Source organism: Shewanella sp. MMG014, from assembly GCF_018100775.1.
Lineage (GTDB): Bacteria > Pseudomonadota > Gammaproteobacteria > Enterobacterales > Shewanellaceae > Shewanella > Shewanella japonica.
Window position 1 is genome coordinate 108,410 of record NZ_JAGJDZ010000009.1, and the last position, 21,117, is coordinate 129,526.

At 40.0% G+C, this 21,117-nt stretch carries 17 protein-coding genes; 9 read left to right on the plus strand and 8 right to left on the minus strand.

What is annotated here, in order from left to right; all coding sequences use genetic code 11:
• Positions 1 to 33: 33 nt before the first annotated feature.
• Entirely contained in the window at positions 34 to 2,178 is a 2,145-nt protein-coding gene (locus J8L86_RS15085; RefSeq protein ID WP_211030934.1) for a hypothetical protein, read from the minus strand.
• Positions 2,179 to 2,564: 386 nt separating this feature from the next.
• Here J8L86_RS15085 and J8L86_RS15090 point away from each other — a divergent pair, with 386 nt between their 5' ends.
• Positions 2,565 to 3,350, plus strand: coding sequence for a VacJ family lipoprotein (locus J8L86_RS15090; RefSeq protein ID WP_055025001.1), 786 nt, complete (start codon positions 2,565 to 2,567; stop codon positions 3,348 to 3,350).
• Positions 3,351 to 3,399: 49 nt separating this feature from the next.
• Positions 3,400 to 4,545: a response regulator gene (locus J8L86_RS15095; RefSeq protein WP_055025000.1), complete on the plus strand. Its 1,146-nt coding sequence runs from the start codon at positions 3,400 to 3,402 to the stop codon at positions 4,543 to 4,545.
• 147 nt (positions 4,546 to 4,692) lie between these two features.
• Here J8L86_RS15095 and J8L86_RS15100 read toward each other — a convergent pair whose 3' ends face one another.
• A complete protein-coding gene (locus J8L86_RS15100) occupies positions 4,693 to 6,165 on the minus strand; it encodes a peptide MFS transporter (protein WP_055024999.1) in 1,473 nt (490 codons plus the stop codon).
• A 620-nt stretch (positions 6,166 to 6,785) separates the two neighbouring features.
• Between J8L86_RS15100 and J8L86_RS15105 the strand changes: the two genes are divergently transcribed.
• From J8L86_RS15105 to J8L86_RS15120, 4 genes are all read left to right on the plus strand, one after another.
• Complete coding sequence (locus J8L86_RS15105; protein WP_211030935.1) at positions 6,786 to 7,370, plus strand: OmpA family protein; 585 nt, start codon at positions 6,786 to 6,788, stop codon at positions 7,368 to 7,370.
• Positions 7,371 to 7,392: 22 nt separating this feature from the next.
• A complete protein-coding gene (locus tag J8L86_RS15110) occupies positions 7,393 to 8,217 on the plus strand; it encodes a mechanosensitive ion channel domain-containing protein (protein ID WP_055024997.1) in 825 nt (274 codons plus the stop codon).
• A 171-nt stretch (positions 8,218 to 8,388) separates the two neighbouring features.
• Positions 8,389 to 9,426 (plus strand): low-specificity L-threonine aldolase, encoded by a 1,038-nt coding sequence (gene ltaE, locus J8L86_RS15115; RefSeq protein WP_348772659.1) that lies wholly within the window; start codon positions 8,389 to 8,391, stop codon positions 9,424 to 9,426.
• 217 nt (positions 9,427 to 9,643) lie between these two features.
• The gene (locus J8L86_RS15120; RefSeq protein WP_055024995.1) at positions 9,644 to 10,012 is read left to right on the plus strand and encodes a hotdog domain-containing protein; all 369 of its coding nucleotides are present in this window, start codon (positions 9,644 to 9,646) and stop codon (positions 10,010 to 10,012) included.
• An 83-nt stretch (positions 10,013 to 10,095) separates the two neighbouring features.
• On the opposite strand, the gene J8L86_RS15125 is transcribed toward J8L86_RS15120, so the two are convergent.
• From J8L86_RS15125 to J8L86_RS15140, 4 genes are all read right to left on the minus strand, one after another.
• Positions 10,096 to 11,397: an NAD(P)/FAD-dependent oxidoreductase gene (locus J8L86_RS15125; RefSeq protein ID WP_211030937.1), complete on the minus strand. Its 1,302-nt coding sequence runs from the start codon at positions 11,395 to 11,397 to the stop codon at positions 10,096 to 10,098.
• Positions 11,398 to 11,938: 541 nt separating this feature from the next.
• Complete coding sequence (locus J8L86_RS15130; RefSeq protein ID WP_055024993.1) at positions 11,939 to 12,304, minus strand: hypothetical protein; 366 nt, start codon at positions 12,302 to 12,304, stop codon at positions 11,939 to 11,941.
• 379 nt (positions 12,305 to 12,683) lie between these two features.
• Positions 12,684 to 13,832, minus strand: a complete 1,149-nt coding sequence (gene yiaY / locus J8L86_RS15135) for an L-threonine dehydrogenase (RefSeq protein ID WP_211030938.1) — start codon at positions 13,830 to 13,832, stop codon at positions 12,684 to 12,686.
• Positions 13,833 to 14,121: 289 nt separating this feature from the next.
• Positions 14,122 to 14,748 (minus strand): peptidylprolyl isomerase, encoded by a 627-nt coding sequence (locus J8L86_RS15140; protein ID WP_065108519.1) that lies wholly within the window; start codon positions 14,746 to 14,748, stop codon positions 14,122 to 14,124.
• A 232-nt stretch (positions 14,749 to 14,980) separates the two neighbouring features.
• Between J8L86_RS15140 and J8L86_RS15145 the strand changes: the two genes are divergently transcribed.
• A complete protein-coding gene (locus tag J8L86_RS15145) occupies positions 14,981 to 16,264 on the plus strand; it encodes a DEAD/DEAH box helicase (RefSeq protein ID WP_065108518.1) in 1,284 nt (427 codons plus the stop codon).
• A gap of 44 nt (positions 16,265 to 16,308) precedes the next feature.
• Positions 16,309 to 17,379 carry a GTP-binding protein gene (locus J8L86_RS15150; RefSeq protein ID WP_065108517.1) on the plus strand — a complete coding sequence of 357 codons (1,071 nt, stop codon included), beginning with the start codon at positions 16,309 to 16,311 and terminating at the stop codon, positions 17,377 to 17,379.
• A gap of 91 nt (positions 17,380 to 17,470) precedes the next feature.
• On the opposite strand, the gene nadK is transcribed toward J8L86_RS15150, so the two are convergent.
• Positions 17,471 to 18,349 carry an NAD(+) kinase gene (gene nadK, locus J8L86_RS15155; RefSeq protein ID WP_055024988.1) on the minus strand — a complete coding sequence of 293 codons (879 nt, stop codon included), beginning with the start codon at positions 18,347 to 18,349 and terminating at the stop codon, positions 17,471 to 17,473.
• A 98-nt stretch (positions 18,350 to 18,447) separates the two neighbouring features.
• Here nadK and grpE point away from each other — a divergent pair, with 98 nt between their 5' ends.
• On the plus strand, positions 18,448 to 19,065 hold the full coding sequence (gene grpE, locus J8L86_RS15160) for a nucleotide exchange factor GrpE (RefSeq protein ID WP_065108516.1): 618 nt from the start codon (positions 18,448 to 18,450) through the stop codon (positions 19,063 to 19,065).
• A 172-nt stretch (positions 19,066 to 19,237) separates the two neighbouring features.
• Here the strand turns inward: grpE and dxs are convergent, their stop codons facing one another.
• Positions 19,238 to 21,103, minus strand: a complete 1,866-nt coding sequence (dxs, locus tag J8L86_RS15165) for a 1-deoxy-D-xylulose-5-phosphate synthase (RefSeq protein WP_065108515.1) — start codon at positions 21,101 to 21,103, stop codon at positions 19,238 to 19,240.
• Between the last annotated feature and the right edge of the window lie 14 nt (positions 21,104 to 21,117).

A 21,117-nucleotide genomic window follows, 5' to 3' on the forward strand; every position in this document is an offset into this window, starting at 1 on the left:
TTCACTTGTACTGGTTTTACTCTCCCAGCTTTATTAAGCGTTGGTTTTCACCAAGTAATGATCGCCAGGTAATAAGGTCGCGGCAACTGGGGCTACAGTGGTTTTTATCTCTCGCGCTTGTAAGCCTGCTTGGTTTATTTTCTCAGCTAAAGCTTCTTGAAATGAATCCACTTTTGACAAAATAGCCGGATTGTCACCAGTGAAGGCTAAGTCTAGGTACTCACCTTGTTTATGGGCATTAATTAGTAATGGGCCATGGGCAAGGTTAAACTTAAGCTGAAGACGCCAACCTTGCTGTTTTTCATCTTCATCCTTAGCTGTGGACTGTTCAAATTTGCCTTCAAACTGCTCATTTCTTTGCCCAATAGAATAAGGTAAAGCAAAATACCAAGTCTGCGTTTGACTGTTTTCATTACTCGCTTGTTGGTAAAGGCTCACACTTGATGCAAATTTAGTGAGTGATTCTAAGCTGCCCGCTTTATCTAATGCTGCTAGCATCGGATGATTGGCGGTCATTGAACTAACAACTTTCTGTTGTAATTTAGCCATATAGTTTTGCAGCTTCGGGCTCATACTGGTATTAACACTTTTGAGTTTAAATCCGAGCAATAATTGAAATAGACTTGTTATTGCTCCACCCATTAGTGCGCTATTTGGAATAGATGCTGTTTGGCTCAGGTTAAGGTTTGCAAGCTGTGTTAGTTCAGCCTTTAGAAGCTGAGGACTAACTAACTCAGTTATTGGTGATGGATCGAGCTTAGGCAGTATTTTTAATAGTTGTGATGCTAGGCTTTGTGATTGAGCAGTATCGGCTTGCTGAGAGGGCATTGCACCAGCTTTAGATAAATTTTGGTTTAGTACTTCAAATGGTGACTTACTATGACTAACTAGGCTATTACCAGCCACAGTGCTATTCGAGACTGTATTCGCCAAAGTTTCGCCAGTTAGTTTAGTTGCTGCGCTAATATGAGCGGCATCAAGCTTAGCTTGAGGGGTTAACTTATTCACCTGCGCAGTAATCGCAGCTATTTGATCCTGCCTCACCCTCAAGCTCCCAGCATTGCTTGATTGAGCCATTTGCAGAATAAGGTTGTTGAGTTGTTTAAACTGATCTGGAGATAACGACGCCCCTTTAGATAATAATTGCGAAACATTGTTGTTGAGAAGGTCAATGCTTCTGTTATTGAAAGGACTCGTTAATACATCTTTAATTTTTATAAACAACGCTTGTTCTTGATGGCTTTGTTTTGCAATCAACTCTGTAGCAGGATTCTGCACTGGGTACGTGGTTGTATTAGATTGTACCGGTCTGGCATGACTATTCTCTATAGCTGCAGGCATGTGCTCAAGCTTTTTTAAAAATTGCGATAAGACCTGGACCGGCTCATTTCGAGTGATAATTCGTTGGTCTAATTGGGAGGTCAAGCTGGGCGCAGCCTTAGTACTCGCATCGGTAATATGGTCGACTTTTAGTGTCATTGGTACCGACTCTATAAGTCTTACTGGGCTTAATATGAGCTGCAGTTTGCCTGCGATCTGAGATACATAGGCAACTTGGGTACCACTAGGTAGTGTGGGTAATGTTGAAACAGTGACATTGGTGCCATTATCGAATCTCATTACATTGGTGTTGATGTTTACAATTGGTAGCGGATAACCCTGTGGTCGAGATGCTAACGTCAAAAGCTGCTTGGATGAAATTCCATTTGAATAGGCAATATTTAAAATTTCATCCGGTAAGTTAAGCCTAACAGGCTGGCCCACAATAACAATTTGTTGTTGCCCTAGATTAACGGCTTGTGTTGGTCTTGGCTGTGTGCTGGTTGTCAACTGAGTGACTTGCTCGGCGCTAATCATGACTTTAGCGCCAGCCTGCAACAGTTGGTTGACTTGCAGGCTCGGTTTAAATTGTATCTGTTTACCTTTTATATTAAGTGTAACTTGACTTGGATTCGCTGCTGGTGGTTGAGGTTTGTCCACTTGCGCACGACTTGTTGAAGAATTAGCTATTGGTTTATCAGCAATTATTTTAGCAGGAACCAGCACAGCACCTTGCTCTAATTGTGACGATGCTGGCCTTGACGAGGATGAGTCTAGACTGTGGGATTTAGCTGCATTTTTTAATGCGGCACCTACCTCACTTTTGTCTATATGTGCACTTGTTTTGATAGTTGTCATAACAGGGCAATAGCACCTTATAATATGTTCTATTACAATTTAATGGTTGATATCTTGTTGGCCACACGTATCCTTAAAAGTCATTGTGTAGCCTAATCGTAAGTCACTTGGTGCTATTTGTAACATTGCTAAACTTACAAATATTGACTTATTGTTTAAATAATTTTGTTATTTATCGTTGCCGATAAGCTCAACGAACAAGTTATAACCTCAGTGCTCTTTTATCGACTTACTAAGATTAAGCTTTAACACTATCAGCAAGAATATGATGATTTCCAACTTTCTTTGTAGTCTCTATTTGATCTCATCATATGTATATAACGTACTCATTAGTATCATAAATATTGTCAATTGCTGGTAGTTACTAATTCCCTAAAGAGAGATGTATGAAGTATAAATGGATGTTACTTTCTTTGATGTTGGGTAATTCGGTTTTTTTAGCGCACGCTGAAGAAGCTTCAACCAATGCACCTCAAGCAACCGTAAAACCAGCGGTTGAAGTTATTTATAACGACCCAAGAGATCCCATTGAAGGTTTTAACCGTGCAATGTGGGACTTTAATTACTTGGTGTTAGACAGGCATTTATTTCGCCCCATAGCCCACGGCTACAACGACTATTTACCTTTACCCGTTAAATCAGGTGTCAATAACTTTGTACGTAACTTTGAAGAGCCAAGTTCACTTGTGAATAATGCATTACAAGGAAAATGGGGCTGGGCGGCCAATGCTGGTGGCCGCTTCACAGTTAATACCACCTTAGGTTTATTCGGCATTATTGATGTTGCTGACATGATGGGGATGGTAAGAAAACAAGATCAATTTAACGAAGTTTTGGGCTATTACGGTGTACCAAATGGGCCTTATTTTATGGCGCCTTTTTTTGGGCCCTATGTGACAAGGGAACTCGCCTCAGATTGGGTTGATGGTCTATACTTTCCTTTATCAGAGTTCTTGTTATGGCAGTCCATTTTGAAATGGGGTTTAAAAAACCTTGATTCTCGTGCTGCTGCTATTGATCAAGAACGCTTATTGGATAATGCGCTTGATCCATATACCTTTGTAAAAGAAGCCTATTTTCAGTATATGGATTATAAAGTTTATGACGGCAATGTGCCTTCAAAACAAGACGATGACGAGTTACTCGAAGAATACCTATTAGAGCTCGAGTAAACCTGCCGGACTAATTATTTCGCCGGTAGATAATCTGCCGGGGAAAAGTATGGCATTAACAGATGTCGCTGTGCTGTTAGTTGAAGATGATTCAGTTTTTAGGCAATTGTTGGCCGATTTTTTAGTCCAGCAAGGTGCTGTTGTATTCGAAGCCGCAGATGGTAACGAAGGAGTCAGTGAGTTTCAGGCTCATACTGTTGATATTGTGATTGCAGACTTGAGTATGCCTAAACTCGATGGGTTAGGGATGCTCAAGCAAATTATTAAAATTAATCCAGCAGTGCCTTCAATCGTCATTTCTGGAAACAATGTCATGGCCGATGTTGTTGAGGCTTTGCGATATGGCGCCAGTGATTATTTGGTTAAACCTTTGGCTGATTTTAGTATTATCGAACAAGCCATCTTGCAAGCTATTTCCCCACAAAACACGCAATTAGAACATCTCGATTTTAATGATAGCGACGCGGTGATTAATTCAGCGGCAAACATGAGTCAGGATTTATCCTACCAAGAGTTAACTGATAATTTCAGTTTGCTTGAACATAATTCAGAAGCGGCTAAAAGTGTTCAGCAGCAATTATTTCCTGCATCAAATGTGTGTTATCCATCAGCTAAAATTCATTATAGCCTCTGCAAAAATAGTGATGTCAGTGCCTACTTTATTGACTCAACGATGGTGGGTGACAATCACTTAATGATGTATATGGCTCATTTCCATCCCGAGGATAATCGTGCTGCATTTGGCTGCGTACTATTAAGAAGTTTCGTAAATCAAAAACTAAAGTTATTTAGAAATGGATTGAGCACCACACTCATTGAGCCGTTTAATATGTTGAGCTACCTAAATGACCGTATGGTTAATTCTGGCATTAATCTATTTGTAGATATTGTTTATGTCTGCATTGATTTAAGTAACTTTAGAGTGGCAATAGGGCAGGCTGGTAGCGGTTTACGCTGTTATTTACGTAATAATAATGGGCTTGCGCCATTGGCAATGTCTGAATCGTTACAGCTGGGAACTGTTGAATGGAATAAACCAAGTATGCAGTTTAGAACGTTAATGCCTGAAGAAAAAATTTGTATCGCCAGTAATATTAGTCAGCATCGTAATAAACTTTTGAATAATGAATTTGACGGATTATATTATGATGAAACTGTTCCTGCTGGTGGTTTTATTGAGTTAGCGGTTAACTAGTGGGTTACTAGTATAAGACAAGGTGGGTTTATTTAGGGCTGTTTCAAGTTTATAAATAAGTGATAAGTCATTAGCCAACAAGCATTAAGAAAGTAAAATAAAAAAACCTCGCAATTGCGAGGTTTTTAGCTTTTTAACACTTATCGATTAACTTGGTTTAATCGCTTCATGTTCAGCAGTAACAGCGATTTCTTCTGCTAATGCTTCTTCTTCGCTTTCATTGTGTCCTTCAGCGCCGTGCATCCAGTCAACGAGCTTGTCAGCCATGAAGTAAAGGATAATGCCTGATACAGCAGAAGTAATTGCGATACCAGCGAAAATAGCCATTGCATTAGCAAGTTGCTCTTCTTTTTCGCCACCATGACCAATGAATGAACCTACAATGCCGCCAACTTTGTTTGCAATAGCAACGAATAGGAACCAAGCACCCATCATTAGAGAAGCAATACGCAGTGGAGCAAGTTTAGTTACCATTGATAGACCGATTGGAGATAAACATAGTTCGCCCATAGTATGGAAGAAGTATGCACCTACAAGCCACCACATGCTTGATTTGGCATTGGCGTCACCGCCCATTTCTAATACCGCACCAATCATGAATAGGAAACCAATACCCAGTAATACTAAACCTAAAGCAAATTTTACAGGTGAGTTAGGCTCATTTTTACCAAGACGTACCCAAATAGAGGCTATCACTGGCGCAAAAATAACAATAAACATAGCGTTTAAAGACTGGAACCAAGTTGTTGGTACTTCCCAGCTACCAATCATACGGTCAGTAAAGTCATTAGTGAACAAGTTCATCAGACCACCAGCTTGCTCAAAGCCAGCCCAGAAGATAATGGTGAACAGACCCATAACCATAATCACTTTAATACGGTCACGCTCAACTTTGGTTAATGGCTCTTTACGTACATCACCTTTTTCTTTTTGCTTCTCTTTTTCAAGTTTTGCAGCAGGGTAGCGACCAATGTCACCTAATAATTTTTGCGCAAAAACAAATTGAATAATCAGTGAAAGTACCATACCGATACCTGCACACAAGAAGCCCATTTGGAAGTTACCATCGTAAGCTGCAACAACCGAACCAACAATAATACCTGAAAGGAATGCACCTACGTTGATACCCATATAGAAGATAGTAAATGCACCATCACGACGGTGATCACCTTCTTCATATAAGTCACCTACCATAGTAGAGATATTTGGCTTAAATAAGCCGTTACCAATGATAAGAGTAAATAGACCGATATAGAAAATAGTCGTTTCGGCACCTGGTGCCCAACTATGAGGAAATGCCAAAGTAAATTGACCAGCAGCCATTAATGCACCACCAATCATGATGGCTTTACGTTGGCCTAAATAATTATCAGCTAACCAACCACCAATAAGCGGTGTTAAGTATACTAGACCTGTGAAAGTACCATAAAGAGAGATTGCATCTGCTTGTGTCCAACCAAGACCATGACCACCATCTGATTGAACCTTATCGACTAGATAGAGCACCAAAATGGCGCGCATTGCGTAGTAACTAAATCTTTCCCATAATTCTGTTGTAAACAGCAGGAAAAGCCCCTTGGGATGACCAAGCATGGTCCCCTGTGGTTTTGCATTGCTCATTAAGTCTTCCACCTTAAGCTTGTGATTGCCTGCGGGACAAGGGTCGCCACAGAAATTGTTGTCTGCAAATGGTGATTAATTTCAACGTATTGATTATTTAAGGGTCTACGCCCGTTAGTGTTTCAATTTAGTTGCTATAAAATTAATCACTTTGTTGTTTATTTATTATATTAAATGTCATCATTTTAAAGTTTTAATCATTAAAACCTCAAAAAGCTAACCTTATATACCCTTTAAAGGCCTTAAAAGTCAATGCTAATGCGACATCTGGCTCTGTAAATACTTGTATAAAATCACAACTTCGTTGGATTTTTAGATACCTTTGTTGAGATTTGTAGTGGGTTTGTATTCGTTTAACGCTGGTGCAAGTTCAAGCTTGTATTTCACTGTTTTGGTTAATGCAGTGTTGAAGCGAGAGGGGCTAAGGATAAGCAAGTTAAAAAATCCTACCTATACTAGAGTAAGTTTGGTTAATTGCTTTGCAATCTGTTAACAAAAAGATAAAATGTAACTCTTTGGATCTGTTTGTCTTAATTAGATATTCAATTGTTTGATTTACGTGTTAGTAACATGTGCTGTTTTCGCATGCCTAATCTTGGATTTATAAGCGTGGAGGCAAGATGTTTTACAAAGTATTTGTCTTAGCTTGCTTATTAAGTTTGAGTTTACCTTGTTCGGCGTGGGTTGATACCGATAAAGACGGCGTACCAGATAAAAAAGATGCATGTCCTGATACACCCGCTGATGCGGTTGTGTTAGCCAATGGCTGCCAGGACCTTACTTTGTTATCAAGTGAAACGAATGTCATCGATGAAAAAGCTGCAGATGTTGCTGATGTGCAAGGTTATTCAGTTTCAGCTATTGAATCTCCAATGCGGCTATTCTTTGAATTTGCTCACGCAGACTTATCGCAAACGCAGAGAGCTTCTTTACAGGCATTTTTACCAGAGATTAGGCATTCCGCAAAGGTGTTGTTGGTAGGGCACACAGACAATATTGGATCAGAGCAGTTTAATAACGCCTTGTCTTTAGCACGGGCTAAAGCAGTGAAGTCATTACTAAGTAAAGAGTATGGCGTTAATACAGAGTTTATAGAAGTGTTAGGCAAGGGCAGCAGTCAGCCTATGACTGATAATTTATCTAAAGAATCACGTCAATTAAATAGACGAGTAGACATTTTATTAAATAGTAAAAGTACAAAATAATTTATATTAAGGGAGTTAAACAATGGAAAATATTGAAGGCTTAATGCAACAAGCGCCAGAATTTATAGTCACTTATGGACTGAAAGTGGTCATGGCAATTGTTATCTTTATTATCGGTAAGTACTTATCAAACGTGGCTAAGAACTTAACCACTAAGATGATGCTAAGTCGTAAAATTGATGAAACAGTTGCCTCTTTTGTCGGTAACTTAGTCTGGGGCGTTGTTTTTGTATTTACCATTATCGCCACTTTAGGCCAAATTGGCGTGCAAACAGCGTCATTGGTTGCTGTATTAGGTGCGGCTGGTTTAGCGGTAGGTTTAGCGCTTCAAGGTTCATTATCAAACTTTGCTTCTGGCGTGCTTATGGTTGTATTTCGTCCATGTCGCGTAGGCGATTACGTTGATGCGGCAGGTGTCTCTGGTACGATTGATGAAATCACTATCTTTTCAACACGTCTTTTAACGCCTGATAACAAGGTGATTGTTGCTCCTAACTCAGCAATGATGAATGGCACAATTACCAACTATTCTGCACAAGAAAAACGTCGTATCGATATGGTTATTGGTGTTGGCTACGGTGCTGATATTGCTCAAACCAAGAAAATATTAACTGAAGTGTTAGACAACAATGCCTATGTCTTAAAAGATCCTGCGTACACAATCGCACTGGCTGAGCTTGCTGATTCTTCAATTAACTTTGTTGTACGTCCTTGGGTAAAGACACCAGATTATTGGGGTGCTAAGTTCGAACTACTTGAACAAATTAAAAATGCACTTGATGCAGCGAATATTGAAATTCCATACCCACAAATGGATCTTCACTTAAAAGAGATGCCTGCCAAATAAGTCTGTAACTCTTTTAAAAAAACCAGCACTTGTTGCTGGTTTTTTTTGTGACAAATTTAATCAACATAGGCTGAATTGGTTCAAATGGTGTGACATTAAATAATGAAGGCATGATTAATTAAGGTAGAATGAATGCCTTTAATTTAGCTGCTTATTACAAGCTTGATGTTGATGAGAACAAACATGATAGATTTTCGTAGTGATACAGTCACAAAACCTACCGATGCGATGCGAGCGGCAATGGCGAATGCTGAAGTCGGCGATGATGTTTATGGCGATGACCCGACGGTGAATCGTTTGCAAGACATGGCCGCTGAGCGATTCGGCTTTGACAGTGCCTTGTTTATTAGTTCAGGCACTCAAGCCAATTTACTGGCCTTGATAAGCCATTGTGACCGAGGCGATGAATACCTTTGTGGTCAGCAGGCTCATAATTACAAATTTGAGGGTGGTGGGGCTGCCGTTCTGGGGAGTATTCAACCGCAACCGCTAAATAATCAAGCTGATGGCAGTATCTTATTAACGGATATTGAAGCAGCAATTAAACCCGATGATGTGCACTTTGCCAGAACTCGCTTGCTGAGCATTGAAAACACGATTGGGGGAAAAGTCCTACCGCAACAATATTTGGCTGATGCCCAAGCGTTAGCGTTTAATCATAATTTAAAAATTCACCTTGATGGTGCTAGAGTTGCCAATGCTGCAGTGGCTCAAAATGTAGCGATAAGTGATATTACCCAATATTTTGATTCTGTTTCTATTTGTTTATCAAAGGGGTTATCGGCGCCAATTGGATCAATTTTGTTAGGCGATGAGCGATTAATTAATAAAGCAATTCGATGGCGTAAAATGTTAGGTGGTGGTATGCGTCAGGCTGGGATAATCGCAGCCGCCGCAGAACTTGCGATTACCGATCAGGTTGATAGATTAGCAGAAGATCACGATAATGCAGCTTTACTCGCGCAACATTTACTTGAGATGCCTGAGCTTAACGTAGATATTTCACAAGTGCAGACTAATATGGTTTTTGCGACGTTAGATAAACGCTTTGATGTAAAGCATTTAACCTTGTTACTCGCACAACAAGGGATATTAATCAGTTCTAGTTATTCTCTTCGCTTTGTGACCCATAAAGATATTAGCCGACAAGACATACTGACGTTTGTTAAAGCACTTAAAGCATGTTTGCCTCAGGCTCTCACTAAGTAGTTTATCTAAAATATTGCCAATCAAAGACAAAGCGTAGCGAGCGACTATCGTTGCGCTTTTATCGTGCAATCTTACTCATGTTATGCTCATTTGTAGCGCAAGCCATCTCTTTTGGGTTAAGTTTATTTTGTTCTATTCCTTATATTTCATGTATTTACCTTGGTGGTATCAATGTTGCTACCTCTTTAGGGGTATTCTCTATAAAAGGATCAATATCATGGAATATTTAGGCCGTCATATTGTCAAATTAGTTGATTTAAATTCAGATAAAAAATTATGCAGTGGCCAGTTGATGAAGTGGCTAAATGAAGAAACGTCTCTTTATGCTCGATGTGAAATGCACAGTAAATTATTGATGCCCAAGCTAGTGTCGGAAATTAATTTTATGTGCTCAGCAAGCTTGGGTGATGTAGTTGAGTTTGGAATGGAAATTATTAGCTTAGGTCAAAGCTCTATAACACTTCGCTGTAAAGCACGAAATCAATCAACAAACGCGCCTATTGCGGTTGTTGATAAAGTTGTTTTTGTGAATATCAATGAACGTGGTTTGCCTGTGCCACATGGGATCAGAGCGAATGCTGCGTAAGGCTTAAAACAAAAAAGCCCATTTCAATATTGAAATGGGCTTTTGCTAAAACGCACTAAAAGCCTAAAAGGGCTTACCTGCCTTTAATGTAGTTTCAAATGTGGATGAATGATGCGACCAATGCCTTTAGCCAACATCATTAATGTCCCTTTAACTACACCGTGTAATTCAATCAAGTGACGACGATATAAAGAAGTGTAAACGAAACGGGCAATTTTACCTTCCACTAATACACCACCGCCCATGAATGACATTAAATTACCGACAGTATGAAACTTAGATAAATTTACCAAAGAGCCTAAATCTTTATACACATATTCATTCTTAGGTGCTTTGCCATCAAGCATTAATATAATGTTATCGGCTGTCATTAACGCCATTTGTCTTGCTGATTGACCTCTAGGCGGTACCCAGCTGCCATCTTCTTGTGGGCACGCTGCACAGTCTCCAATTGAGAAAATATGGTCATCTAGCGTCGTTTGCATGTTCTGCTTTACCATCACCTGATTGATATGGTTGCTTTCAAGGTCACCAATATTGTTCAGGAAGTCAGGCGCTTTTACACCAGTAGACCAAATAACCATGTCTGAAGGAATTAAGTTGCCTTCAGTTGTTGATAACCCCTCAGGGGTTACTTGTGTGATACGCGTATTTGTCATCACGTTTACGCCAAGCTGTTTCAGCTCACGGGTAACTGAATTTGAAATTTCTACCTTATCGACCTTTGGTAAAATACGTTCATCAGCTTCAATTAAGGTCACTTCAAGCAAGCTAGTATCAATTTTATAGCCAAAGCCACTTAGTTGTTCAACTGCATGGTGCATTTCCGCCGACATTTCCACACCTGTAGCACCAGCGCCAACGACAGCAATTTTGATTTTTTCATCAAGTTGATGGTGGCTTGCGTAGCGCATGAATTTATTCAGTAATATTTTACGAATAGACATGGCTTGTTCAGTGTTATCTAGGAATAAACTGTGTTCTTTAACGCCTGGTATATTGAAGTCGTTTGCAACACTACCAATTGCGATTACGGCATAATCATATGGAATATGGCGCGCTGGTAACAGCTCTTGACCTTCTTCGTCATTAATTGGCGCCAAAACAATCTGTTTTTCGTCTCGATTAATATCAATCATCGCACCTTGCTGGAAATGATAACCATGGGCTGATGCGTGGCCTCGATAGCTGATTGCATCTAGGCCAATATCTAATGCGCCTGTTGCCACTTCGTGCAATAACGGCTTCCACACATGGCTTTCGGCGCAATCAATTAATGTGACTTTTGCTTTGCCTTTTCTGCCAACTTTATGACCAAGTTTTGTGGCGATTTCCATACCACCTGCGCCGCCACCAATAATGACGATATTTGGAACTGCTTGCATCTGATGATGCTCCTATAAAGGTAAGTTTAAAAATTCAGTTAATTTCTATTTGGAGCGTTATATGAACGTCAATTAGCTCACTTGTTAATTTGGTTAATGGCAGAAATCGAATAGCTTGGCCATATTGAACCTTATCAACTCGTCTTACCTTTATAATGTAAAGATAAGTTTGATAAAGCTGGGCTAATTGTAAACGCGTTTTAAATCACTTGTTTTCAGTGAGACTAAGTTCAATTGACTGAGCCTGTAAGTTCGCTGTGTTCTGATATTAAAATAGAAATTTGAGCAGTGTTTATATAGTAATACCGGGGAGTTCGTCAGATTTTGATCGATAAACTGTGATCGCATATCAATGCTGTTACCAAAAACGAAGAGTCGATCACAAAATATGCGCGGAGTTGGAAAGTTAATTACAGTTAAAACAACGCCGACAATCACAACGTATTGTCGGGTTGATATGACTGTTTTCCATTTAGAACGATATACGAGTCAGTGGAGATTTTAGAAAACAATTGTGCTTTATTAAGTTGTTATGACTGATTTACTGAGCTTTAGCCAGTCGGCCGTTATAATCTTCCACAAGGTGAGCTACAATTTTTTCGGGATCCGCATCTTGGCAGCATTGGTCTAAGAATATTTTAAACGTCACCAGTGAGTGGGCGTTATTTAACATGCGGTTACTTTGCATTGCATAGTAGGTATCGTCAGTGTCAGATTTTCTAACCACAAACTCACCATTTTCGAATGCTTTTGAGCCTGGCTCACAGTGCCACTTAGTAATTCTATTTAGTGCGATTTCACTAGATTGGTTAATTTCGACATGATTTAACCAGCTTGCTGGTTTTTCATTTTCTTTGTAATGAGGACATCTTACTGTGTAGTTATACACATGAGTGATTGCTGTCATAGCTTACCTACTTTTTTAAGAATGTAATTCATCATAGACTGCTAATTTAACTTTGGTCAATGGTTATTTATAGAAGTTAGAGCCAGTTAACAGTTCTTAAATGATGGTAATTAAAAGTATATATTAAACAGTTGTTTATGTATTTTTGTCTGTGATTGGTACTTTATTTTTTGACGCTTAATATTGATAGTTTGCCTATAAGCACAAGCGTGAATTACTGCCAAGCAGGTATACCAAACTTGCCAGTTGTTTTAGCTCGATACTTGAATAAAAATCGTACTGCTGCAACCAAGTTAGCTTGCCGCAGTACAATTTCTGTCTTTCTTAACACATCATGCTAGACAATGAGTCAGCTTATTCTGATTAGGTACTTATTAACTTATAGAGCGTTGGTAAAAATTTCGCAAATTTCTGCGTGTGTTGCTTGTTGCGGGTTAGTCAATCCGCATGCATCTTTTAACGCATTGTCAGCTAAGACTGGAATGTCTTCAGGGTTCACACCTAACTCGGTTAAGTTAGCAGGTATATTCACTGCAACAGATAACGCTTTAATTGCTTCAATTGCAGACTCAGCACCTTGTTCATCGGATAGTTGAGCAACATCTACCCCCATTGCTTTAGCGATGTCTTTTAACTTACTAGGAACCACTTTTGCGTTGTATGCCTGAACATGCGGCAGTAACAATGCATTACAAACCCCATGAGGTAGGTCGTAAAAACCACCAAGTTGATGCGCCATTGCATGGACATACCCAAGGCTTGCATTATTAAATGCCATACCCGCTAAGAATTGCGCGTATGCCATTTGTTCACGAGCGTCAATATTATCGCCTTGCTCTACCGCATTGACTAAATTGGCCTTAATTAACTCGATTGCTTTAATCGCGCAAGCATCGGTAATGGGAGTGGCAGCGATTGAAACGTATGCTTCAATTGCGTGCGTTAGTGCATCCATACCAGTAGCGGCAGTCAATGCTGCCGGCTTTTCAATCATAAGCTCAGGATCATTTACTGATAAAATTGGTGTCGTGTTTTTGTCGACGATAGCCATTTTAATGTGACGAGTTTCGTCAGTAATGATACAAAAGCGCGTCATTTCACTGGCCGTACCGGCAGTTGTATTGATAGCAACTAAAGGTAATTGTGGACGAGTTGATACATCCAGACCTTCATAGTCACTAATACTGCCGCCATTGGTTGCGACTAATGCAATACCTTTGGCGCAGTCGTGCGGTGAACCGCCACCTAATGAAATAACAAAATCACATTCATGTGCATTTAGCATGGCTAAACCGGCTTCAACATTGCTCACTGTTGGGTTAGGTTGTACGCCATCAAAGATGAATACTGTAATGCCATTATCGATGAGTTTAGCAGCGACCTTATCTACTAAACCAATGTTAACTAATGGCGTATCAGTGACTATCAGAGCACGTTTGAAGCCTAATGTTTTAATGTCATTAATTGCTTCATCAACACCACCTTGACCGAGAACATTTACACTTGGAATGAAAAATTTAGTCGCCATAATAAACCTCTTCAACGCTTGAAATTAATAAAGTTAAAATTCTTTTCTGTCGTTAAAGTAACAACCAAATGCACTGTGGTTTGTGATGAAAATCATATATTGATACTAAATTTTTGTCATTTTGTAGTTTTAATACGAAATGGGGATTTGGCGCTTATTTTAGTTTTTTGCGAGATATTGAGCACATTATCCACTAAAAAAAATGCTGATAACTAAAAGTGTTATCAGCATTTAAATAAGAGAAACCGTTAGCGATAAAACTAGAATATACCCGCTATCATTCAGGTCGTTAAACTTGAGGACAAGCGGTTTCAGTTACTGTGTTGATGACGATATCTGTCGTCGGCACATCACTACTATTAGTATCAGTGATATTGATTTGATCAACGACTTCCATTCCTTGTACAACTTGACCGAAAACAGCATAACCAGGACTTGTACTTGAACTGTAATCCAGCTGTGTATTATCTAGCGCGTTAATATAAAACTGCGATGTTGCTGAATTTGCCACATTGGTTCTTGCCATTGCAATGGTGCCGCGAGCATTCGATAAGCCGACGTTACTTTCTAACTCAATGGGATCATTAGTTGGTTTTGCGACTAATCCTGATGTGAAGCCACCACCTTGCGAAACAAAGTTATGAATTACACGGTGAAAAATTGTGCCATTGTAGAACTCTTCTTCAACATAGGTTTTAAAATTTTCACCAGTGATCGGTGTGTTTGTTGTATCGATAGCAAGTGTAATGTCACCTAGCGATGTCGACATGATGTAACAAATATCAGCTTGAAGCTCTTTTTCTTCTACAGGTGGATTTGGATCGACAGGTTCTACTGGATCGGTTGTGCTTGAATCTGAGCTTCCACCACATGCAGATAAGGTCAATGCAAATAACAACGGGTACATCAATTTCATTGTGGGCCTTTTTGTGTTTTGTTTTTGTTGCGGTTATGTTGCTTAATTGGTCTAGGTAAATCAACAAAAAAAACCACAAGATACAAACTGTTACTTTGCACTTAAAAACAGTATTTATTGAATTTTGTGGTTTTAATAGTGAAAGGGACTGATCCAGCCTTGAATACATCGCTTAAATGTCATTGAGCCGCTACAATAGCGCCATTATTACTTGTGTAGATTAGAGAAAAATATGACTTTTGATTCTGTTGGCTTTTCACAGCCTATTTTAGATGCGGTTAAGGCGTGCGGCTACGACAAAATGACGCCAGTACAGCAGGTTGTGATGCCACTTGTGATTGAAGGTAAAGATGTTTTAGCAAGTGCTCAAACAGGTACAGGTAAGACAGCTGCGTTTTCGTTGCCATTATTATCATTGTTGTCACAACAAATTGAGCAACAAGAGACTAAAACAGCTTGGCAAAGACTCCGTGTGTTAATTATGACGCCAACACGAGAGTTAGCAATCCAAATTGAGCGTAACATTGTTGATTACGCTCAATTTTTACCGTTTGAGAGCGTCGCAGTATATGGCGGGGCAAGCATTAACCCCCAACGTAAAGCGTTAAATAAAGGGGTAGACATTCTCGTTGCTACGCCTGGTAGATTATTTGACATTATTGGCCAGTACGATCTGGATTTATCTTTTGTCACTCATTTAGTGATTGATGAAGCTGACAGGATGCTTGATCTTGGTTTTGTCAAAGACATAGAGAAGGTAAAGCGTTTAGTCAATCGTCAACATCAAACCATGATGTTTTCAGCAACCTATTCAGAAGATGTCAAAAGCTTAGCGGCAAAAATGCTTAAGTCGCCTGAGTTTGTGCATGTGTCAAATCAAGCCACTGCCGATACGGTTTCTCAATCGGTATTTCAAGTGGACAAACGACGTAAAGCAGAGTTGTTATCAGAACTGATTGGCCGTAATAATTGGCAACAAGTTATGGTGTTTACCAGTATGAAAGAAACTGCAGAACACCTTCTTAAAGAGTTGAAATTAGACGGTATTAAAGCTGCAGTGTTTCATGGCGATAAAACTCAGGGAGCACGAAATAGAGCGTTAGAAGAATTTAAAAGCGGTAAACTGCGTGTCATGATTGCTACCGATCTTGCTGCTCGAGGCCTAGATATTGAGGCTTTACCTTTGGTGATTAACTTTGAGTTACCGCCAGAGCCTGAAGATTATGTTCACCGTATTGGTCGAACAGGGCGAGCAGGACTTGCTGGACAGGCAATTTCGTTAGTAGCTCAAAATGAAATGGAATTATTAAGTGATATTGAGTCGCTAATTCAATGCCAAATAGAAGTCCATGTTCAGCCTGGCTATGAAGCTGGCGCACCTTTACCAGCCAGATACCGTGAGGCTGAAGTCGTTAAACCTAAGAAGTCTTTTAAGCATAAAAGACCAAATGGTCATCGTGGCAATGATAAAGCTAAACCAAGTCGACAAGGTAAATATGCTAAAAAAGCTAAGTGATCATTATGGCTTTATTAAGTACTAATTGAACAAGGAAATGTTGGGTGATTCTCAAGACTATCAAAACAAATGTAATTACGGGTTTTTTAGGCGCAGGTAAAACTAGCCTTATTTTGTCTTTACTCAAGTTAAAACCTGAAAATGAAACATGGGCCATATTAGTTAATGAGTTTGGTGAAATTGGTATTGATGCCAGTCTAATGGCTGGCACTCACTCATCCGAGCAAGTGGTGATTAAAGAAGTTGCTGGTGGTTGTTTGTGCTGTGCTGCTGGCATCCCGACTCAAGTTGCTATTAACCAACTGATTCAAAAAGCCAAACCTGACAGACTTTTTATCGAGCCTACAGGTTTAGGGCATCCAGCTGAGATTTTAAAAGTATTAACCAACGAATATAACCGCCAAGTACTATCGGTCAATCAAACGGTATGTGTTGTAGATGCACGCAAAGTGCTTAATGAAATGTATCGTGAAAATGAGAATTTCAATCAACAAATTTCTATCGCCGACATTGTGTTTGCAAGTAAAGCGGACTTATATCAAGCACAAGAATATAAAAGCTTATCTTTACTCATCGAGCAGGTTAACAAAGAGGCTAACTTAGTTAGCTCTATTGATGAAAATGCGATAAGCCAGTTATTGAACGATATTGATAAACCACGCTCATTAGCTAAAAAGACGGCAACGCCGATAAGTCAGTCAGTTGGTCTTGGTAAAGGGGCATCATTAACTAATCGCTCTGCTTCAATATTTCAGCCTGTGTCATCCACTGAGCCCTTGCTGCAAGCCATAGATTTTAATCAAAGTGGTTACTGGGTAAAATCGAATCAAGGTGAAGGGGCATATAGCATTGGTTGGATATTTGAGCCTAGTTTATGCTTTGATTTTGATAAGCTTATTGTCTTTATCAATCAACTCATCGAACAAAATGTTGTTCGTATAAAGGCGGTTATGATCACTGAAGAAGGGATTGCAGGCTTTAATATGTCTGATAGCAAACTATCCGTTATGGAGTTAGATGAAACGATGGACTCTCGGATTGAGGTTATTTCTCTCGCGCCATTAGATGAAACGGTTATCACCGAACAGTTACAGGCTTGCTTAATTGCTGAGTGAAGTGATATAGATTAGCTTAATAAAAGAATTGATGCGCAATAATGCGCATCAATTTAAATTTCTCTTAAACACTTATTTCTCTAAAGCCCTTTTAAAATAGTTTACTTCCCCAGCCTAATTTGGCTCTCAAAACATTAAAGTAATTATGGCCTTTAGGGTGGATCATTCTAAGCCTATCTTCACTACGACTAATTAAAATCTCATCGCCAGGCAATACTGATAAATGGACGTGACCATCACAACTTACTTCAAGGTTTTCGCCATTATCGGGCGAGACGACTAACTTAATTGTACTGCTTGCATCCACAACAATAGGGCGACAAGATAAGGTGTGTGGAAACATTGGCACTAAAATTAATGCTTGCAGGTTAGGGGTGAGAATTGAGCCGCCAGCAGATAATGAGTACGCGGTCGAGCCTGTAGGTGTTGAGACAATCATACCGTCAGCCCGCTGACTATACATGAATTGATCATCAATATAGACCTCAAACTGGATCATGTGCGCCACTTTACCTGGATGCAATACGGCCTCATTGACAGCGGTATTACTTGATTTGAGCATGCCATGGCGATGGACTTCTGCCTCAAGCAAAAAACGGTACTCAGTGTCATATTGTCCGTCTAACACCTTCGACAACGACGCTTCGAAGTTATCTGGAGGTAAATCAGTTAAAAAACCTAAGTTGCCACGGTTTACACCAATCACTGCAATATCAAACCTAGCTAATACTCTGGCAGCTCCAAGCATATTTCCGTCGCCGCCTACCACAATGGCTAGATCGCAACGCTCACCTAATTCTGTTAAATCAACCGATTCAATGTCGACTTTCAGTTCTGAAGCGACACGTTCTTCGGCTAAAATATCGAAACCTTGCATCGACAACCAATGATGCAAACGCTTCAAAGTGAGGTTTGTACCCTTGTGGTGTGGTTTGCCGATTAGGCCAATTGTTTGGAACTTTTTGGTCATATTAGTATTTGATTTGCTCAAAGGCTTGAAACAAAGAAATTGATCCCCATAATATGCCCATAGTAATCAGAAACAAAGCATTTTTAGCTGGAGTGAAAATGAGCAACGAGTCAAATAAAGCAGATCAAGACGTTATTGATGCAGCTGAAACCACTGAAATCGAAACAGAAGTTGAAACTGAAGCAACACAAGAAGTTGATGAGTTAACTCAAGCTAACCTTAGAATTGAAGAGTTAGAACAACAACTTGCGGCATCTGAAGCAGCATTAGCTGAACGTAAAGATGTAGAAATTCGTGCGGCAGCAGAAACAGCAAATATCCGTACTCGTGCGGCTAAAGATGTTGAAAAAGCACGTGCATTCGCTTTAGAGAAGTTTGTAAACGAACTACTACCTGTGTTGGACAATATGGAGCGTGCGTTAACAGGTGTTAATCCTGAAGATGAAGCGACTAAAGCTATCGTTGAAGGCGTTGAATTAACCATGAAAGGTTTCTTAGGTTCAGTAGAGAAATTTGGAGTGGTACAAGTTAACCCAATCGGCGAAGCATTTAACCCAGAACATCACCAAGCAATTGGTATGCAACCTAGCGCAGAATATCCAAAAGACACTGTCATGTTGGTTATGCAGAAGGGTTATACCTTAAATTCACGCTTACTCCGTCCAGCTATGGTTATGGTTTCTCAAGGTGGCCCAAGCGTAGATACTCAAGCGTAGATACTCAAACGAATAGGCTCACACGAAGAGACTATTCAAGCTTTAAAACAGCGATTAAGTATCATAAAAAAAGGACTGCAATTGCAGTCCTTTTTTATGTCTTCTTATCGCCATTTAAATAAAATACTCGCTTCAATCGTTTAAATGACGAGGCAATCAAACAAGGAGTACGTTAATCTAAATAGGCATTGATTTGAGCTAGTACACCTTCACCATCGAGTTTTAATTCTTTAATTATCTCATCGGGTGCGCCGTGCTTAATGAATTCATCAGGTAAACCAATTTGTAAAACAGGCTTAATGATTTTCATTTTTTGCAATGCTTCAATAACACCGCTACCAGCACCGCCCATAATGGCGTTTTCTTCTAATGTCACTATCACATCATGGCTAGTAGCCAATTCAGCCAGTAAAGCTTCATCGAGCGGCTTAACAAAGCGCATATCAGCAACGGTAGCGTCAAGCGCTTCGCCAGCTTCTAAACCTGCGGCCAATGTCGTACCAAAATTAACAATGGCAATTCGTTTGCCTTGACGTTTTATCAAGCCTTTACCAATTGGCAGAGCAGTCATAACTTCAGTTTGCTCAATGCCAGTAGCACTACCACGAGGGTATCGAACCGCGGTAGGACCGTCTTTATAGCAATAACCTGTATAAAGCATTTGGCGGCACTCATCTTCGTCAGATGGTGCCATTATGACCATATTAGGTACGCAACGTAAAAAACTTAAGTCAAATGCACCTTGGTGTGTAGGACCATCGGCACCCACAATACCACCGCGGTCTATGGCAAATAGTACTGGCAGTTTTTGTAAGGCGACGTCATGAATGATTTGATCGTAGCCACGTTGTAAGAAAGTTGAGTAAATTGCCACAACCGCATTGAACCCTTCACACGCAAAACCAGCGCCGAGGGTGACAGCATGTTGTTCTGCAATGGCGGCATCAAAGTACTGTTTAGGGAATTTTTGCGAAAACTCAACCATTCCCGAACCTTCACGCATTGCAGGCGTAATCGCTAAAAGCTGCTCATCTTCTTTGGCAACATCGCATAACCATTTACCAAACACTTGCGAGAAGGTTGGTGAGCTTGGTTTCGCTTTAGGCTTTCTAAATTGAGTGTGATCAAATTTAGGAACCGCATGCCAACCGATAGGATCTTTTTCTGCAGGTTCATAACCACGACCTTTCTTGGTCATGATATGAAGAATTTGTGGACCTTTAAGGTCGCGCATATTGCGCAATGTTTCGACTAATGAATCTACATCATGACCATCGATAGGGCCGATGTAGTTGAATCCAAGTTCTTCGAATAGTGTTCCAGGCACAACCATGCCTTTAAGGTGCTCTTCGGTGCGCTTTGCCATTTCTTTAATGACCGGCATACCTTTGAGGACTTTTTTACTGCCTTCACGGATCGTGGTGTAAAAGCGGCCCGACATTAATTGTGCCAAGTGGTTGTTGAGTGCACCGACGTTTTCAGAAATTGACATCTCGTTGTCATTTAACACAACTAACATGTCATTGTGTAAATCACCGGCGTGGTTCATGGCTTCAAACACCATGCCGCCTGTCATAGCACCATCACCAATAACGGCAACAACTTTACGATCTTTTTGTTCTTTTTCAGCAGCAACTGCCATCGCTAAAGCAGCGCTAACTGACGTACCTGAGTGACCAACACTGAATGTATCGTATTCACTTTCTTCACGCCATGGGAACGGGTGCAAACCATTCTTTTGACGAATAGTATGCATTTGTTCACGACGACCAGTTAAAATTTTGTGCGGGTAAGCTTGATGACCAACGTCCCAAACTAAACGATCGAATGGCGTGTTATAGACGTAATGAAGCGCCACGGTCAATTCGACTGTGCCTAAGCCTGATGCAAAATGGCCACTGGAATTACTTACTGATTTTAGTAAGAATTGTCTTAACTCATCAGACAGCTGTGGCAGCATACCTTGCGGTAGCTTTTTTAAATCTTCAGGCGTATTAGCTTGTGCTAACACTGGAAATTGAGAATTATCGAAACTCATAATGAGATAAACTG

Excerpts from the sequence above, each read along its gene's own strand:
- J8L86_RS15085 (WP_211030934.1), bottom strand. The coding sequence starts at position 2,178 with ATGACAACTATCAAAACAAGTGCACATATAGACAAAAGTGAGGTAGGT.
- J8L86_RS15090 (WP_055025001.1), top strand. The coding sequence starts at position 2,565 with ATGAAGTATAAATGGATGTTACTTTCTTTGATGTTGGGTAATTCGGTT.
- J8L86_RS15095 (WP_055025000.1), top strand. The coding sequence starts at position 3,400 with ATGGCATTAACAGATGTCGCTGTGCTGTTAGTTGAAGATGATTCAGTT.
- J8L86_RS15100 (WP_055024999.1), bottom strand. The coding sequence starts at position 6,165 with ATGAGCAATGCAAAACCACAGGGGACCATGCTTGGTCATCCCAAGGGG.
- J8L86_RS15105 (WP_211030935.1), top strand. The coding sequence starts at position 6,786 with ATGTTTTACAAAGTATTTGTCTTAGCTTGCTTATTAAGTTTGAGTTTA.
- J8L86_RS15110 (WP_055024997.1), top strand. The coding sequence starts at position 7,393 with ATGGAAAATATTGAAGGCTTAATGCAACAAGCGCCAGAATTTATAGTC.
- ltaE (WP_348772659.1), top strand. The coding sequence starts at position 8,389 with ATGAGAACAAACATGATAGATTTTCGTAGTGATACAGTCACAAAACCT.
- J8L86_RS15120 (WP_055024995.1), top strand. The coding sequence starts at position 9,644 with ATGGAATATTTAGGCCGTCATATTGTCAAATTAGTTGATTTAAATTCA.
- J8L86_RS15125 (WP_211030937.1), bottom strand. The coding sequence starts at position 11,397 with ATGCAAGCAGTTCCAAATATCGTCATTATTGGTGGCGGCGCAGGTGGT.
- J8L86_RS15130 (WP_055024993.1), bottom strand. The coding sequence starts at position 12,304 with ATGACAGCAATCACTCATGTGTATAACTACACAGTAAGATGTCCTCAT.
- yiaY (WP_211030938.1), bottom strand. The coding sequence starts at position 13,832 with ATGGCGACTAAATTTTTCATTCCAAGTGTAAATGTTCTCGGTCAAGGT.
- J8L86_RS15140 (WP_065108519.1), bottom strand. The coding sequence starts at position 14,748 with ATGAAATTGATGTACCCGTTGTTATTTGCATTGACCTTATCTGCATGT.
- J8L86_RS15145 (WP_065108518.1), top strand. The coding sequence starts at position 14,981 with ATGACTTTTGATTCTGTTGGCTTTTCACAGCCTATTTTAGATGCGGTT.
- nadK (WP_055024988.1), bottom strand. The coding sequence starts at position 18,349 with ATGACCAAAAAGTTCCAAACAATTGGCCTAATCGGCAAACCACACCAC.
- grpE (WP_065108516.1), top strand. The coding sequence starts at position 18,448 with ATGAGCAACGAGTCAAATAAAGCAGATCAAGACGTTATTGATGCAGCT.
- dxs (WP_065108515.1), bottom strand. The coding sequence starts at position 21,103 with ATGAGTTTCGATAATTCTCAATTTCCAGTGTTAGCACAAGCTAATACG.